Here is a 17126-nt window from a genome sequence, read left to right as displayed (position 1 = left end):
TTCTCCTGTGAGTGCGGTGAGGAATTGTAGGGTGGGCAAAGCGAAGCGTGCCCACCGTCCACGTTCGGTGCAAGGAAGGTGGGCACGCTGCGCTTTGCCCACCCTACGGCGCCGGCGCGTCTCTTACTGTCCGTGAAACACCGGCTTGCGCTTTTCGACGAAGGCGCGCACGGCTTCGTTGTGGTCGGTCGTGCGTGCTGCACGGACCATGTGCTCGGCTTCCAAATCCATCGAGGTCAGGAGGTCCGACGTGAGGGCATGGTCGAGATTGTCCTTGATGTAACGAAGCGCGATCGGCGGGGCATCGGCGAGCTGCTTTGCCAGCTCCAGCGCCGTCGATCGGAGCCGATCGTCGGGGACGACGCGGTTGACGAGGCCGAATGCCTCGCAACGCCTGGCGTCGAGGCGTTCCGACAGGAACATCAATTCGCGCGCGCGGGCCGTTCCCGCCAGCCGCGTCAGCAGCCAGGCGACGCCGTAATCGCCGGACAGGCCGATGCGGGCGTAGCCGGTCGCCATGATGGCGGATTCGGCTGCGATCCGGATGTCGCAGGCAAGCGCGATCGCGAGGCCTGCGCCTGCAGCAGGGCCGGGAAGGGCGGCGACGGTGGGTTTGCGGACGGCCACCAGCACGCCGGTGAGCGTGCGCTGCCTCTCCTGGAGAATAGCGACACGCTCCTCCAGCGTCCGTTCGGGCCGGGCAATGCCGCTGCCCATGCCCTTGACGTCACCGCCGGCGCAAAAGGCATTGCCCGCGCCCGTGATCAGGAGGGCGCCAATCTTGGGATCGTCGCCCAGGCTCTTGATCATGCGCCGCAAAGCCGGGGTGAGATTGTCCGAGAGCGCGTTGCGTGCCTCAGGCCGATTCAGCGTCAGGATGGCGACGCGCCCGTCGATCTGGCACAGCAATTCACCGGTTCCGGTTTCAACCTCGGTCAGATCCTCCGACATGGCAAATGCCCTCACGATTATATTTCGATCATAATATGATAGCGCGAGCCGTGCTGCAATAGAGTGTCAAGTCACTTTGACTCCGCCATGTCATTCCATCCGCGCGCTTGCACCGGTTCCGGATTTGAATACGATCCTGCGATGCCCTTTGGATGGGCATGCACGAAGCGCGGAGAATACAGATGGAATACCGGCGCCTGGGAAAGTCAGGGTTTAGCGTGCCTGCGCTCAGCTTCGGGACCGGCACCTTCGGCGGCGTCGGTCGCTTGGCCCCGTGGGGCAATACCGATGCGACCGAAGCGCGGCGGCTGGTCGACATCTGCCTCGATGCCGGCGTGTCGATGTTCGACACCGCTGATGTCTACTCCATGGGCGAATCCGAACGCGTGCTCGGCCAGGCGATCAAGGGGCGGCGCGACAAGCTGCTGATCTCGACCAAGGCGAGCTTCCGTATCGGCGAAGGACCGAACGATATCGGCTCGTCCCGTCAGCATCTGCTTGCGGCAGTCGACGGTTCGCTGAGCCGATTGGGGACCGATTATATCGACCTGTTCCAGCTGCATGGCTTCGATGCGCTCACGCCGCCCGAAGAGGTGCTCGCAACGCTCGATGTGCTCGTGCGTTCCGGCAAGATCCGCTATGTCGGGGTCTCGAATTTTTCCGGCTGGCACCTCATGAAGGCGCTTTCGGTTGCCGACAAATACGGTTTCCCGCGCTACGTCGCCAACCAGACCTATTATTCGCTGATCGGGCGCGATTATGAGTGGGAGTTGATGCCGCTCTGCCTCGACCAGGGTCTCGGCGCGGTGGTGTGGTCGCCGCTCGGCTGGGGCAGGCTCACTGGCAAGATCCGGCGCGACCAGCCGCGGCCGGAGGTCAGCCGGTTGCCGCAGACGTCTTCCTTCGGACCGCCGGTGCCGGATGAGCACCTCTATCGCGTCGTGGATGCGATCGACGAGATCGCCAAGGAAACCGGCAAGAGCGTATCGCAGATCGCGCTGAACTGGCTGTTGCAGCGACCGACCGTCGCCACGCTGATCGTCGGCGCGCGTAACGAGGCGCAACTGCGCGAGAACCTCGGCGCGATCGGATGGGCGCTGACCAAGGAGCAGGTCGCCAAGCTCGACGAAGCCAGCAAGGTGACGCTGCCTTATCCCTATTGGCACCAACGCTCGACCTTCATCGACCGTAATCCGCCGGCGGTGTAAGACGGGTGAGCGGGGTCGCGCGTGCGACGTCACCCCGCAACATGATCACGTCCAGCGCCGCAGGATGATGCTGGCGTTGACGCCGCCGAAGCCGAACCCGTTCGAGATCGCGTGCTCGATGGCCATCGGCCTGGCTGCTCTGGCGACGAGATCGATGCCTATAGCCGCATCGTCAGGATTCTCCAGATTGAGGGTGGGCGGCGCCACCTGGTCGCGGAGAGCGAGGACGGTGAAGATCGCTTCCAAGCCTCCGGCCGCGCCGAGCAGATGTCCCGTCGCCGATTTGGTTGCGCTCACTGCGAGCTTGCCCTCGCGCCCGAACACCGACTTGATGGCTTCGATCTCGGAGTGATCGCCGGCCGGCGTGGAGGTCGAGTGCGCGTTGAGGTGCTGGACCTGGTCGGGCTCGAGTCCCGCCTGACGCAGCGCGAGTTCCATGGCGCGGCGTGCGCCGTCGCCGTCCTCGGGGCCCGAGGTGATGTGGTGGGCATCCGCGGTCGTGCCATAGCCGATGATTTCGGCAATAGGCCTCGCGCCGCGCTGTAGCGCATGATCGAGTTCCTCAATGACCAGCATGCCAGCGCCTTCGCCCATCACGAAGCCGTCGCGGTCGCGATCGAAGGGGCGGGATGCGCGCTCGGGCGTTTCGTTGAAATCGGTCGACAGCGCCCGCGCCGCCGCAAAACCGCCGAGGCTCACGAGGTCGATACAGGCTTCCGCGCCGCCGCATACGGCGACATCGGCTTCACCCGACCGGATCAGGCGCGCGGCATCGCCGATCGCCTGCACGCTTGCGGCACAGGCCGTGACGGGCGCGCCGATCGGACCCTTGAAACCATAGCGGATCGAGATGTGGCCGGCCGCGAGATTGGCGAGGAACGACGGCACGGTGAACGGCGACAAGCGCCGAACGCCGCGCTGATCGGTGGTACGCACCGCTTCGACGATCGCCGGGAATCCACCGATGCCAGATGCAATGACGGTCGCCGTCCGCTCCATCGCGTGGGCATCGGCAGGCGTCCATGCAGCCTGCGCAATCGCCTCGGCCGCGGCGACCAGCGCGAACAGGATGAAACGGTCCATCTTGCGCTGGTCCTTGGGCGGTGCGCCGAGATCGGGATCGAAGCCGCCTTCGACATCATCGGCCTTGGTCGGCACGATCCCCGCGACCCGCGCCGGCAGCGCGGCCGCCCATGCCGGCAAGGCACGAAGCCCCGATCGTCCGGCAAGCAGCCGCGACCATGCGAGCTCGACGCCGCAACCGAGCGGCGACACCAATCCCATTCCCGTAACGACGATGCGGCGCATCACAACAACACCCTGTGCTCTTGACCCTGCGAGAACGGTCCGTTCCCAATCGGAACTTGTGTGCTCACAAGTGGAAAGTCGAGTGGGTGCCGCGCAATTTCGTGCTTGACAGATACTCGCGTCCCTTCAGCCGCCACGCTGTGAACCAATCAGCGATGCGGTTCAGACAGGCCGGCTAGGCCGAAGATATCTTCGGCATCGAGATCGATGTGGAACTCATCTCGCTGAGGAGCCCTTTGGCCGCCCGCAGATCGGCCGTGTCGAAACCCTCGGTGAATCGACCGCAGATTTCGGCAAGCATGGCGTGCGCTTCGCCCGCATCTTCCTGACCGATCTTCAGCCGGGCGAGACTCATGGCCGTGCGGAGTTGCAGCGATAGTGCGGAGTGGCTCCTTGCCAGCTCAAGCGAGCGCCGCAAATTATCTTCCGCCGCGGCCAGATCGCCAGCCTGCGCGAGCAGCGTGCCCTTGGTGCGCAGCAATTCCGGCAGATCCAGCGAACCGCCATTCGCGTTGACGATTGCGATCGTGTCATCGAGCGCAGTCATGGCTTCGTCCAGCCGGCCGCTCGCACCAAGGCCGTCGGCCAAGGCCAGACACAACCCGCCGGTATAGAGTTCGTAATGATCCGCGCGCAACTTCGTCAGCGCCGCACGCAGCAATTCGACGCCACGTTCGATCTCGCCGCGGTTGATCAACACGGCGCCCTTCATGCCATTGCCCACGGCGATATGCGGCCCGAGCGAATACTTGCTCGCATACGCGATCAACCGATCGGCCCGCTCTTCGACCGCATCCCAATTGCCGATCCATCCGAATACGTTGGCGCCCCAGATCGTCACGATGCAGACAGGCACTGGACTTCGGACATTGATCGCTTCCTCGTCCGCCTTCCTGACGGCCTCGACCGCCTGATCCGGAAAGCCGAGCAGCCAAAGGACGCGGCTCCGGCCGATCCGGGGGACGCGACCGGCATTGAAAGCACTGGTGTCTGTGATCTGAGACGGACGCGGCTGCCAGGTTTCCAGATGAGACAGCGCTTCGGGCTGGTTGCCCACGAGATGATGGGAAGTACTGAGCAATCGGTGCGCGGCGGACAATCCGACGGGATCGGCGATCTTTTGCGCAACGGTCCAGGCGCGCTCGGCGAGCGCCAGCGTGTCCTGATATTTTCCGGCCCGCAATCGAAACATGTGCAGATCGCTCAGCAGCCGGAACTGATAGAAGCGGTCGCCCAACTCTTCCGCGAGTTCGAGGCCCCTGGTCATCGCAGCGAACGCGCGTCCGCCATCTCCCCGCGTGAACATCGTCGAATGGCCGAACGCCGCCTGGAGCTGCATTTCGGACCGCGTCGCGTCGGTTGGCGGGCCGAGTACCGACAAAGCGCGCTCGGTCCACCGGGAGCATTCGTTCAACAGCGAGAATTTTGTGAACAGACGGGCGGCTGACGCGGTCAGCGCAACGGCAAGATCCTGGTCGCCGTTATCCGAGAAACTGTATTCGAGAGCCGCGCGTATGTTACCGAGGTCCTCGGCCGGGATGTCTTCCTTTGCGTGAGGATCGACCAGGGCTTCGTTTGTGTGGGTCCGTTCCAGACGGTCCTGCCAATAGCGCGCATGGCGCCGACAGGCGGAAGAGGCCTCGCCGAACTCCTCCAGCTTCGCGCGGGCATAGGCGCGCGTCGTGTCGAGCAGCCGGTAGCGCATTGAAGCATCCGACACGCTCGTCGTCGAGATCAGGGATTTGGCGACCAACTGCTCGATGGCGTCGATAACGTCGGACGGCTCAAGCTCATCGTCGGCCGCCACCGCTTGCGCCGCCTCCAGCGTGAAGGTGCCGACAAAGACCGAAAGCCGGCGGAATATGGTCTGCTCGCGATCGGTGATCAGGTCATGACTCCAATCGAGCGTCGCGGTCAGGGTCTGGTGGCGGGGCGACGCCGTGCGCCGGCCGCGCCACAGCAGTTTCATCCGCTTGTCCAGCAGGGCCGCCGTCTCGCGCAGGCCGTGGGTGCTGATGCGGCCTGCCGCCAGTTCGATCGCAAGCGCGATACCGTCCAGCTTGCGGCAGATCTCCGCGACAACAGGAGCGTCCGCATCGGTCAGCTCGAACAGGTGATTGCCGGCGACTGCGCGCTCGACCAGGAGATGCGCGGCGGGAAAGGAGAGGGTACGTTCGGCGTCCAGGTCGCCATCCTCAGGCGGGCTCTGCAGCGGTGCCAGCCGATGGACATACTCGCCCTCGACGCGCAGCGGTTCGCGGCTCGTGGCGATGATGCTCACCTCGGGCACCTCCAGCACGAGGCGCTCGGCCAAATTCGCGAGAGGCTCGATCACATGTTCGCAGCTATCAAGGATCAGGAGCGAGCGGCGGCCGCGAAGAAAGTTGATGATCGCCGCAGACGGATCGCTCGACTGAACCGGCAGTCCCAGCGCCGATGCAACAGAGCCGGGCACAAGTCCGGGAGCGCTGAGCACGGCAAGGTCGACGAAGTGCACGGCGGCGCCGAAGTCGGCGACAAGCAGGTGCCCCAGCGCAACGGCGAGCGTGGTCTTGCCGATGCCGCCGGGGCCATGAATGGTGATGAGCCGGCGATCGGTTATTTGTCTTGCCAGATCGCCGATCAGCTCCTCGCGGCCCACCATGCGCTTCAGCCGCGGTGGAAGGCGCGCGGGTTGCTCGGAGCGGGCAGGGGTGACGACCTGGAGAATGGGGTCCGGGGCCAACGGGCGGTCGGCCTCGCGCACAACAGGAGAAACGAAGCAATATCCGCGGCCGGTCACGTTGACGACGTAGCGCGTACCCGAATTTCCATCTCCGAGCGCCTTTCGCAAGCCGGTGATGTGGACCCGAAGGCTGCTTTCGTCGACGATGATATCGGGCCAAACGCGCGAGATCAGTTCCTTCTTGCTGACCACATCGCCTGCACGCTCGACCAGGGCGATGAGAATATCGAGGGCACGGCTTCCTAAGTTGACGGGGACACCGTCCTTTTCAAGGAGGCGCTCCGTCGCGAACAGCCGAAACGGGCCGAATATTGCGCCTTCCACGGGGCGGGTGAGATTGCTTGCCATACGCCCTCATCTACGCACGCAAGGCGAGGCCGGCGGCATCGCGCGTGTCGTCCAGTAGCTGCCCTTCACTCCCATGCCGTCGTGACGTTCGCAATTATTCGCAAGACTTAACGGGCCGCCGGCAGGCGCGAGGCCTATCTCTCTGTCTGTCACTTCATCGGATCTCGGCATCAATGTCTGCAAAGCTCCCATCTGCGGTTACCGAATTGCTTCAGGCGCTGCGAAGGCGCGACCTGTCGGCTTTTCTTGCGGCATTCGCCGACGACGCTGTCATATGCGATATCGAAGCCGAATACGGCGTAGGAAACATTCGAGAGTGGAGCGATCGTTTCTTCGGCAGCGGGATCACGGTGCAACCCATCAACGCGGTTCGACGCAGTGGACCGACGATCGTGACCGTCATGATCCATGGTGCCGATGAGAACGGCATCGACGGCGCAACGCAGCTCGATTGGACGTTGTCGATTCGCGACGAGAAAGTCTCCGCGCTCGCGATTGCGAGATCTGTCGTGCCCGAATCGCCTGCTCCTGTGACCGCCTTCATCCTGGCGATCAACACGTTCAATATCTCTCGGCTGCTGGACAGCTTCGCCGACGATGCGATCGTCAACGATCAGCTTCGGGAGTGCCGGGGCAAGGCCGAGATCAGGGCCTGGGCCGAGCGCGACATGATCGGAAACCGTATCACGATGTATGTCGTGAGCGTCTTCAAGCGCCCCGGTATTGCGGTCGTGGCCGCCAATGTCGACGGGGAATTTGATAGGAGCGGGTTGCCTGACCCGCTTGTGCTTTCGTTCTATTTCACGATCCATGACGAGAAGATCATTCAACTGATAATTCTGCGCAATGAACCTGATGTTTAAGTTGTCGACCTCAACATAGCTTTGCGGGGGGCACCCTGGAAATGCGACCTTTTGTGTCGCAGCTCGCAATTCATCATCGGCTGCGAGCACGGGCAGCGTAAAAAAAGCGAAGAGGAAATGGAATAAAATCCGGAGGGTAAGATCGTCCTCCGGTCGGCCGGCGACGTTGAGTGATCGATCGCCGGCCCCCGGAGCGTAACCGTCAGGTGCCTGCCGGCCCAGGCTGTGCGAAATCGGTCGAGACCGAAACCGCGCGCCACTCAGCGAGGATCGCGGCGTCGGACACATGCTTGGCTTCGATGGCGGCCACCGTGTCGCTGCCGAGCGGCAGGCGCACGGGCGGATTGGCTGCCGTCGCAAAATCGACGAGGACCTTCGCCAGCCTGTCGGGATCGCCGGGCTGTTCGTGGTTGAGATCAGCGGCATGGGTTCGCACAGCCCCCGCCGTCTGGTCGTAATCCGCAATCCGCGCGGGGCTTGCTGCCAGCGAAGAGGAATCCAGGAAGTCGGTCCGGAAATAGCCGGGCTCGACCACCGTGACATAGATCCCGAGCGGCGCCAGTTCGGCATGGAGCGCCTCCGACAGCGCCTCGACCGCGAACTTGGTCGAGCAATAGACGCCGAAGCCGGGACCGGCCCGGTACCCGCCGATGGAGGAGATGTTCAGGATGCGTCCTGAGCGCTGCGCGCGCATGTGGGGCAGGATGGCGCGGGTCACATTCAGAAGGCCGAACACATTGGTCCGGTAAAGCGCCTCGACCTCGGCGGCCGTCGCCTCTTCGACCGCGCCGAGCAGGCCATAGCCGGCATTGTTGAGGAGCACATCGATCCGCCCAAATCGCTCGATCGCGGCTGCAGCCGCAGTAGTGGCTTGTGTTTCATCCGTCACGTCGAGCGGAAGCGGCAGCAGGTTGGGATGATCGCCGAGGCGCCTCGTGACAGCGCGGTGGTTGCGGGCGGTAGCGGCGACATTGTCGCCGTTCGCCAGGGCCAGTTCGGCAATCCGCGCGCCGAAGCCGCGGGAGGCGCCAGTGATGAACCATGTGCTCATGATCTTGGGCTCTCGATTGGTCATGCTGGAGGATTGGATCTAGTAGCTGATCCGCCGCTTCCGGAACTCCCGGCCGATACCCGGCCGGGTCTCCCAAAGCGGCGGCTGCAGTCAGCGTACCGACTGTTGAGCCGGCTGAACACGGGTCCACAGATCGTTGAACGCGATGCTGTCGAAGAAGGCCGATGCCTTCGCGATCTTGTCATCGCGGAGGTCAAGGAACCAGGCATAGGTGTTCTCATAGGGCACGCCGTCTCGCGCCGTACCCTTGGCGTCGAAGAAGATAACGACGGTGTTGCCTTCCGCGTAGATGTTGCGGATCGCCGGCTTTAGGCCTGTGCTCATGCGCGCATTGAACGGCCGAATGACCTCCGCCATGAAGGCTTCGCGGCTCGGATAGGTCTTGGCCGCGAGCGACCTTCCGGTGATGGTCCAGACCGCGTCGTCGGCGAGCAACTCGTACGGGCCTCCGGTGCCGGACGCCCAGGCGTCGAATTTGGCCTGGATCAACGCCTTGTTGCGCGCTTCGCGTTGTTCACTTGCCTGACCCATGGTGATGCCTCCAAGCAGGGTTGAAAGGAAAATTGCGACGAAGAGCCGTGACATGACTTCCTCCTTCGGATTGCGCAGGTTTGACATCGGTTGTACCTGCGTGTTCAGATCTGGTTTTCCCATGCCGCGATCTGATGCGCCTTGAGCATGTCCTCGGTCGCTTTCGGCACCACGTTGCGGAATTTTCCGGTGTCGGCGGGAACGATCTCGATCATGCGGTCGATCATCTCGCGGGCATCCAGGTGTCCCTCGGGCGCGGAGAGGAAGTCGTCGAATTCCTTGCGCAGGGCGGCGCGCTTGGTGATGTGCTGGCTGTCGTCGAGCCAGCGGAATGGTGCATCGGCCATCGTTTCATTGTAGCCGGTGTAGAAGGCGCCGGGATTGATCGTCTGCACCGCAATTCCATACGGCTTCAGCTCTTGCTGCAGCGCCTCGGCCACCGATTCCAGTGCATGCTTGGTAGAAACATAGACGCCCCAATTGGCCGGCGTGAACAGGCCGCCCATCGAGGACGTGAACACGATCTTGCTCTTCTTCTTGATGTCGATCCATCGGCGGATGAACCCTTGCGTGAGCTGGAGCGGCAGGAACACGTTCACCTCATAGTTCTTGCGCACAAGATCAAGCGGGATTTCGAAGACGGGACCGGCTTCGCCCATGCCGGCGTTATTCCACAGCACGTCGACGTCGAGTTTTTGCGCAGCGGCCACGTCATAGGGATCGGTCAGGTCGAGACGTTCGACGCGGAAGTTCTTGAGGCCGAGCGCCTTGGCTTCCTCCCGCAGGGGAGTGACCTGCGACGCAACGTGCACGGTGGCGATGATGTTGTGGCCGTTCCTGGCCATGCCGATCGCTGCGCCTTTGCCGAGGCCGGATCCGGCACCGGTGATGAGAATGGTCTTGGACATAGGGTCGTTCCTTTTGGCTGGTGGGGTAATGGGTTGAGGTTGGGGGTCAGTGAGTCGTTGCGTCGAATGCAGCGAGGCCGGCCTGCGCGACTTCGACATCCTGCGGAACGGTGCCGCCGGACACGCCGAGCGCGCCGATCACGGTGCCATCAGGCCCTTTGAGCGGGATACCGCCGCCAAAGGTGGCAAGGCCGCCATTGGTCAGTTGCAGACCGGGCGCGGGAGCGCCGGGCTTGCAGTACTCCCAGACGGCGTCGCTGTTCGCCTGGAACAGGACAGCGGTCGACGCCTTGCGGATCGCGATGTCGATCGACGCCAGCACCGCGCCGTCCATGCGCCTGAAAGCCTTGAGGTGCGCGCCGGCGTCAAGCACGGCGACGACCACGGGAAGCCCGATGTCGCGCGCCTTGGCCTCCACGCCATCGATGATGGCCTGCGCCTGGTGAGAGTTGAGTTGCATAGTGTCGATCTCCGGCAAGCTGGTTGTTCGCTGCGTCCGGAAGATCGGCTATCGGTGGGGCGACCGCGAGTTTAGTGTTGTGAGGAGCCGCGAAGCCTCATTAGCGCCTGCTCTCGAGAAGCAGGTGCCGGTTTTCGAAAAGATCGTTGCAAAACAACGGGCTGACCTGGATGTGCACTATCAGGCGGACGCACCTGCGTGCTTCTCTTGTTGAGAAGCATTCCAGGGTGGAAAGGGGTCGTCGAGGCTGCGCCAGCAGTCCGGATCGAACCCATTTTCGCAAGGGGTGAGGCAGGCATCGAGCGAGGCGCGGATCTGTGCCTCGTCCATGCCTGAGCCGATGAAGACGAGTTCCTGGCGGCGATCGCCCCAGTCGTCATCCCAATGGCTATTGATCTGCTCCTGAAATTGCTGATGGCTGGGCCATGCCGGCTTCGGAACGGTTGCCCACCAGAAGCCCATCGGCTCGCACCGACGCTGAATCCCGGCCACGGACAGCACACCTACCCAATCCGGACGGGTGGCAAGCCAGAAATGGCCCTTGGCGCGAATGACGCCCGGCCAGGGTTGGTCGAGAAAAGATCGGAAGCTGACTGGATCGAATGGGCGCCTCGCCCGGTACACGAAGCTTGATATTCCGTACTCGTCGGTCTCCGGCACGTGAGAGTCAGGGTTGTACAGCTCCTTGTGCCAGAGCGGATGGGTCGCAGCTCTCGCTTCATTGAAGAGACCGGTGCCGAGCAATGCTTTGGGAGGAATCTTGCCGAAATCGGCTTCGATCTGACGCGCGTCCGGATTGAGTGCCGCAATGATCTTCCGGAGCGACGCGCGCGTCGTCTCCGCCGCTTCCGAGATCTTGTTGATCACCACGACGTCAGAAAATTCGATCTGCTCAACCAGGAGATCGATGAGCGTGCGCTGGTCGTTTCTATCGCGCATCTCGCCGCGCTCGCGGAGCAGTTGACGGCTGCCATAGTCGGCGAGCATGCTCGTCGCATCCACGACCGTAACCATTGTGTCGAGCCGCGCGACATCGGAAAGCGAGACGCCGCCCTCGTCGCGAAAACAGAACGTTGCCGCGATAGGAAGCGGCTCGGCGATCCCGGTTCCTTCGATCAGCAGATAATCGAAGCGCCGTTGTTCGGCGAGTCGCCTGACCTCCTGCAGGAGGTCGTCGCGGAGCGTGCAGCAGATGCAGCCGTTGCTGAGCTCGACGAGGCTCTCGGTCGTGTGCGACAGGTCGGCGCCGCCATTGCGGATGAGGCTTGCGTCGATGTTCAGTTGACTCATGTCGTTGACGATGACCGCGACCCGAAGACCGTCGCGGTTCATCAAGAGATGATCGAGCAGCGTTGTCTTGCCCGCGCCGAGAAATCCGCTCAGCACGGTCACAGGCAGCAGATCTTTCCCGTTCCTTCCCATCGAGCGCTAGCCGACCAGTTGTGGTTGGAACACAACGTCCGCCCAGTAATTGGCCGAGTTGAACGAATTGGTCGGGAATAGCCCGGTCGTGCTGTTGCCGCCATAGCCATAGACGCCGTTGCCGCCCGCGCTCGCACTCGAGGGCGCCGTCAGCGGCCCGCTGGTGACGGGAGAACTGAAGCCGCCGCCGTTCGCCACATACGCACCGGTGGTGTGATAGGACGCGATGTAAGTCGTGTTGGCGTTGATAGAGACAGGCGTCGGAAGCTGAACCGTCTGCCAGCCGCTCGCCGTCGTGTTGGTGAAGGTGGCGGTCGCCAGCCTGGTGCCGGTGGCGCTCCAGAGGTCGACGACATCCGGGCCGGTGTCGTTGGCGCTCCGGTAGAATTTGAGCGCGGTAATCTGGCCGGCGACCGAAGAGGTGAACTTCACCCCAAGTTCAACCTGCTGGCCGTCATTGAAATTCCCCGCTGGCGTGCTGGATGCGCTGAACAGGCTAACCGGTGCAGGCGGGGGCGTGGTGGACACGGCGATATTGAAAGTCTCGCTGGTGGCAGCGCCCGCAAGATCGGTAGCTGTCACCTTGATGCTGGCGGTGCCGACATTGGCGGCCGCCGGCGTGCCGGTGAAGGTGCGTGTGGACGCGTTGAATGAGAGCCAGGTGGGCAGGGCGGTGCCATCGGCGGACGTGGCCGCATAGGTCAGGGTGTCGCCGGCGTCGACGTCAGTGAAGGTGTTGGCGGGCAGCACCAGCGAGAACGACGAGCCGACGGTCGCGTTCTGGTTGGCGGTCTGGGTCGCGAGCACCGGTGCGTCATCAGCGCCGTGAATGGTGATGGTGAGCGTGGTGGTCGAGGTGAGGCCGGCGGTGTCACGCATGGTGTAGCTGAAGGTGTCGGTCACCGTGTTCGTCGACAGCCGCAACGCCTGCACGGCGGAATCATTCTCGTTGATGGTATAGGTGAACGTACCGTTGGCGCTGAGTACGAGGCTGCCGTGCGCGCCGGCGAGCGCGGTGCCGAGCGTGCCCGCTGTCGCACCAAAACTGACCGCGGTGACGGTCTTGGTGTCGCCGGTGTCAGGATCGGTATCGTTGGTGAGGACGTTGCCGGTGGCAGGCGAGCCGCCTGAACCGTTGGCGACGCCACCTTTCTCGGTCGCGTTGGCGACGTCAGCGACAGCCGTCGGCGCGGTGTCCGATGGGCCGCCCGACACTGCGATATTGAAGGTCTCGCTGGTGGCGGCGCCCGCAAGGTCGGTAGCTGTCACCTTGATGCTGGCGGTGCCGACATTTGCGGCCGCCGGTGTGCCGCTGAATGTGCGTGTGGATGCGTTGAACGAGAGCCAGGTGGGCAGGGCGGTGCCGTCGGCGGACGTGGCCGCATAGGTCAGGGTGTCGCCGGCGTCGACATCGGTGAAGGTGTTGGCGGGCAGCACCAGCGAGAACGACGAGCCGACGGTCGCGTTCTGGTTGGCGGTCTGGGTCGCGAGCACCGGTGCGTCATCAGCGCCGTGAATGGTGATGGTGAGCGTGGTGCTCGAGGTGAGGCCGGCGGTGTCACGCATGGTGTAGCTGAAGCTGTCGGTCACCGTGTTCGTCGACAGCCGCAACGCTTGCACGGCGGAATCATTCTCGTTGATGGTATAGGTGAACGTACCGTTGGCATTGAGCACGAGGCTGCCGTGCGCGCCGGCGAGCGCGGCGCCGAGCGTGCCCGCTGTCGCACCGAAGCTGACCGCGGTGACGGTCTTGGTGTCGCCGGCATCAGGATCGGTGTCGTTGGTAAGGACGTTGCCAGTGGCGGACGAGCCGCCTGAACCGTTGGCGACGCCGCCTTTCTCGGTCGCGTTGGCGACGTCAGCGACAGCCGTCGGCGCGGTGTTCGACCCGCCACCCGATCCGGACGGAATGAACACGACATCGGCCCAGTAATTGGAGGCGTTCCAGGTGCTGGTGGGGAAGATGCCGGTGGTGTTGGTGCCGCCATAGGAGTAGACGCCGTTGCCGCCGGCAGTCGCCGTCAGCGGCCCGTTGGTGACGGCGCTTGTGAAGAAGTTGTTGGTCGCAACATAGGCGCCGGTGGTGTGATAGGAGGCGACGTACGTTGTGTTGGCGGTGAGGGTGACGGGCGTCGGCAGTGCAACCGTCTGCCAGCCGCTGGCCGTAGTATTGGTGAAGGTGACTGTTGCCAGATTGACGCCGGTCGCACTCCAAAGGTCGAGAACGTCAGGACCGGTGTCGGTAGCACTGCGGTAGAATCTGAGCGCGGTGATCTGACCAGCCACGGAGGTGGTGAACTTCACGCCGACTTCAAGCGCCGAGCCGTCATGGAAGCTGCCGCCGGGTGTGCTCGATGCGCTGAACAGGCTCACCGGCGTTTGCCCTGGTGCCAGCACGGTGAGGCTGACATTGGCGGTAGCCGTGCCGCCGCGGCCGTCCGAAACCGTGTAGGTGAAGCTCGCGTTGCCGGTATAGCCCGCGTCGGGCGTGAAGGTGATGGTGTTGTTTTGCGGATTGCTCTGCACGTTGAGCGTGACGGTCCCGTGGCTGGCACCGCTCACCGCGGTGATGGTCAGAGGATCACCATTGGCATCGCTGTCATTGCTGATCAGGGACGCGGCGGTAATCGTAACCGCCGTGTTTTGCGTCACGTTCGGCCCGACGTCGTTTGCCGCCACCGGCGGCACGTTGGTGTTACCCGAGGAGGGGTTGAACATGACGTCAACCCAGAAGTTCGTCGCCTGGAACGTGCTCGTCGGGAACAGGCTGGTGCTGCCGTAGGCAAAGACGCCATTGCCGCTGGCGGGAGCGGTCAGCGGTCCGTTGATTACGTCAGCGGTGAAGAAGTTATTCGTGTTGGAATAGTGGCCGGTGTTGGTGTGATAGGAGACGGTATAGATTTGTCCAGGCGTCAACGTGATCGGAGTGGAGAAGATCGCACTCTGCCAGCCGCTCGCCGTCTCGTTGGTGAAGGTGACGGTCGCAAGCTTGACGCCGGTGCTTGACCAGAGTTCGCCGGTGTGGGTGCCTGTGTCCTGGCTACTCTTGTAGAACCGCACGCCGGTTACGGTGCCCGCGACCGAAGCCTGAAACCTCACCCCGAGTTCGACCGCGCTCGCGTCCGTGGTGTTCACGACGGCGGGGGTTGCTAATGGTGAGAACAGCGAGACGTAATTCGGCGCCCCGACGGTAACGGTGCGGCCGGTCGAAGGCGTTTCGAGATTGATGCTGTCGTCGACCGCGCGCGAGAGGATGGTGTAGGTGCCGCTGACCGGTGGCGACCAGGAATAGGTCCAGTTCTCGTCGCCGGTGGCCGGATGCCAGGTCGCGCCATTGTCAGTCGAGACTTCGACGCTGGCGATCACGCCGCCCCCGAGATCCGAGGCCGTGCCGGAGATCGTGACAATGGTTCCCGCAGTAACGGATCCGAGCGGGGTGATCGTGGAGGTCGGCGGCGTGTGGTCTGTCGAGGCGGTGGCAGCGACGAGCCCCGATTGAAGCGTGCCCGGCTGAACGCCCATGTCGGCGAGCGTGTTGACCATCGCCTGTTGCGCGCGCGAATCGGTCGGCGTCGACTGCAGGTCGTGATTGTCGCTCAAGGCCCAGGGCCAAAAGACGGTCCCGGCACCGAAGACCAACGCGCCGCTCGCAGCACGATAGAGCGTGAGGCTGTGCGTCGAGATGCCATTGCCGGTCGTGTTGCCGTAATCGAGCAGATAGCTGCTCACCGGCAGGGTCGTCGAGGAGAGCCGCACCAGGCCCGCGGGATCAAACCCGTTGTCAACCGCGTCGTCCCACTCATAGCCGAGATAGTTCTGGACCAGCGACGCGGTCTGACCGGGCTGCAGATTGGCAATACTGGTGTTGCGCCAGAAGCGCAAATTGGCGTCGTCGTACGGGATTTGGATCGACTGCAGGTTGGTACCGACGTCATCGACGTCGAAAAGCTGTCCGGTGAGCGAGTTCTCCGGATTGCCGCCGCCGATCGCCGGCGGGCTGAAACGCGGGTCGCGGAAAGTGCCTGTCCATTGGTCGGTGGGATCGATCGAGGCGTTCGCCCATGTCTCCTTGTAGGAAATCAACGTGCGATAAGCGCTCGCGTCGCTGCTGATGCTGTTGCCCCAGCGGGTGCGCCAGTAAACTTCGTTGCCGCTCCAGAACATCAGGTTGACGCCGGCATCGCGCGCGGCCTCGACATTGGTACGCTGCTGACCTGACCAGTATTCGTCGTGGCCGGCATCGACATAGGCTTTATGGTTGAGCAGCAGACTGCCGAAACGATCGGCGTCAACTCCCGCCATGTAGGAGACATCGTAACCGTTCTGCTCCAGCCAGTAGATGCCTGCGTATTCGGCGCCGAACAGATAATCCTGCGGCCCGGCAAACGTCCCCACGCCACCCCGTGTGTCGATCGGGCGATTGTAGCTTACCGCGTAGGCGCGGCCGGCGCCTTGGCCCGTCGCAGGCCCGTTGCCGCCGTAGAAATTGGCTCCGCCCCATCCATTGTAAGCCTGCCAGGTCTCGTCAGAGGTTTGGAATACGACATCGCTGTGGCTGCTGTCGTCCCGCACGATGAAGGGGATTTGATTCTCGCCAGACGTTCCATCCAGCCGCGTGAGCTTTGCGATATAGACGCCCGACACGGCATCCGCGGGAACGTCCCAACTCGCCGAGACGGACCAGTTGCCGGCGTCGACCAGTCCCGTCGTATTGTCCCGCAAGGGCGCGGGCTGATTCTGCAAGCCGGTATGATCTATCGTCCCGACCTTTCGGGCACCCATGCCTCCATAATATCCGAGGCGGTAGATATCGATCCTGTAGTGCGTCGAATTGGTATTGATCTTGAAGCTGACCGTCGTGCCGTGATTGACGCTGATGTCCGTGGCGAAGCCCTCGATGTTCGAGTCGCCCGCGCCGTCGATGCCCCACTCGCTTTCGGGATTTCCTTGCTTTTGATTTTCGAGGACGATCGGGTTGGTTGATGTCGCAGCAGCCGTGGCGTTCGTTGTGGCAGCAGCCGTGGTGGTCGTTGTCGCGGCGGCCGCTCGGAGGCCGGGTGATGCCGCCGGCGCGACTTGCGGCGTGGCGGTTATGACCGAGCCGCCCAGAATCCCGATCTGGCCGGTCATTGTGGTGCCGCTGGCGGTCTCTCCGCCGCCAGGGAGCTGCGTCCAGTTCGCCACTGGTGCCACATCCTGCGTCGACATGGCGGCGCTTGTGGAACTGCCGATGAGTCCGGCCTTGTCGGTCGGCACGAAATCGGCTCCGGATCCCCCGCTATGCACCATCTGACCAGCCAACTGCGTCCCGTTGGTGTTGCCCTGACTCA

General features: G+C 63.4%; 11 protein-coding genes. 2 read left to right on the top strand and 9 right to left on the bottom strand.

Annotation, left to right across the window (positions count from 1 at the left end):
• Positions 1-123: 123 nt before the first annotated feature.
• Positions 124-951, bottom strand: coding sequence for an enoyl-CoA hydratase-related protein (locus tag ACZYOF_RS03010; RefSeq protein ID WP_463714756.1), 828 nt, complete (start codon positions 949-951; stop codon positions 124-126).
• 182 nt (positions 952-1133) lie between these two features.
• Here ACZYOF_RS03010 and ACZYOF_RS03005 point away from each other — a divergent pair, with 182 nt between their 5' ends.
• On the top strand, positions 1134-2159 hold the full coding sequence (locus ACZYOF_RS03005) for an aldo/keto reductase (RefSeq protein ID WP_463714755.1): 1026 nt from the start codon (positions 1134-1136) through the stop codon (positions 2157-2159).
• Positions 2160-2204: 45 nt separating this feature from the next.
• Here the strand turns inward: ACZYOF_RS03005 and fabF are convergent, their stop codons facing one another.
• Both fabF and ACZYOF_RS02995 read right to left on the bottom strand, forming a co-directional pair.
• Entirely contained in the window at positions 2205-3467 is a 1263-nt protein-coding gene (fabF, locus tag ACZYOF_RS03000; protein ID WP_463714754.1) for a beta-ketoacyl-ACP synthase II, read from the bottom strand.
• Positions 3468-3642: 175 nt separating this feature from the next.
• Positions 3643-6540 carry an ATP-binding protein gene (locus ACZYOF_RS02995; RefSeq protein ID WP_463714753.1) on the bottom strand — a complete coding sequence of 966 codons (2898 nt, stop codon included), beginning with the start codon at positions 6538-6540 and terminating at the stop codon, positions 3643-3645.
• Between the two features lie 173 nt (positions 6541-6713).
• On the opposite strand from ACZYOF_RS02995, the gene ACZYOF_RS02990 reads away from it, so the two are divergent.
• Positions 6714-7403 (top strand): nuclear transport factor 2 family protein, encoded by a 690-nt coding sequence (locus ACZYOF_RS02990; RefSeq protein ID WP_282526375.1) that lies wholly within the window; start codon positions 6714-6716, stop codon positions 7401-7403.
• Positions 7404-7605: 202 nt separating this feature from the next.
• Here the strand turns inward: ACZYOF_RS02990 and ACZYOF_RS02985 are convergent, their stop codons facing one another.
• From ACZYOF_RS02985 to ACZYOF_RS02960, 6 genes are all read right to left on the bottom strand, one after another.
• Positions 7606-8454, bottom strand: a complete 849-nt coding sequence (locus ACZYOF_RS02985; protein ID WP_463714752.1) for an oxidoreductase — start codon at positions 8452-8454, stop codon at positions 7606-7608.
• A 111-nt stretch (positions 8455-8565) separates the two neighbouring features.
• Complete coding sequence (locus ACZYOF_RS02980; protein ID WP_282526420.1) at positions 8566-9006, bottom strand: nuclear transport factor 2 family protein; 441 nt, start codon at positions 9004-9006, stop codon at positions 8566-8568.
• A gap of 104 nt (positions 9007-9110) precedes the next feature.
• On the bottom strand, positions 9111-9914 hold the full coding sequence (locus ACZYOF_RS02975; RefSeq protein WP_282526377.1) for an SDR family oxidoreductase: 804 nt from the start codon (positions 9912-9914) through the stop codon (positions 9111-9113).
• A gap of 46 nt (positions 9915-9960) precedes the next feature.
• Positions 9961-10374, bottom strand: coding sequence for a GlcG/HbpS family heme-binding protein (locus ACZYOF_RS02970; protein ID WP_282526378.1), 414 nt, complete (start codon positions 10372-10374; stop codon positions 9961-9963).
• Positions 10375-10554: 180 nt separating this feature from the next.
• Entirely contained in the window at positions 10555-11796 is a 1242-nt protein-coding gene (locus ACZYOF_RS02965) for a GTP-binding protein (protein WP_463714751.1), read from the bottom strand.
• Between the two features lie 6 nt (positions 11797-11802).
• Entirely contained in the window at positions 11803-17052 is a 5250-nt protein-coding gene (locus ACZYOF_RS02960) for a DUF4082 domain-containing protein (protein ID WP_463714750.1), read from the bottom strand.
• Positions 17053-17126: the final 74 nt, after the last annotated feature.

Source organism: Bradyrhizobium sp. LeoA1Lang (assembly GCF_055413685.1).
This window is presented reverse-complemented; position numbering and strand designations above follow the sequence as displayed.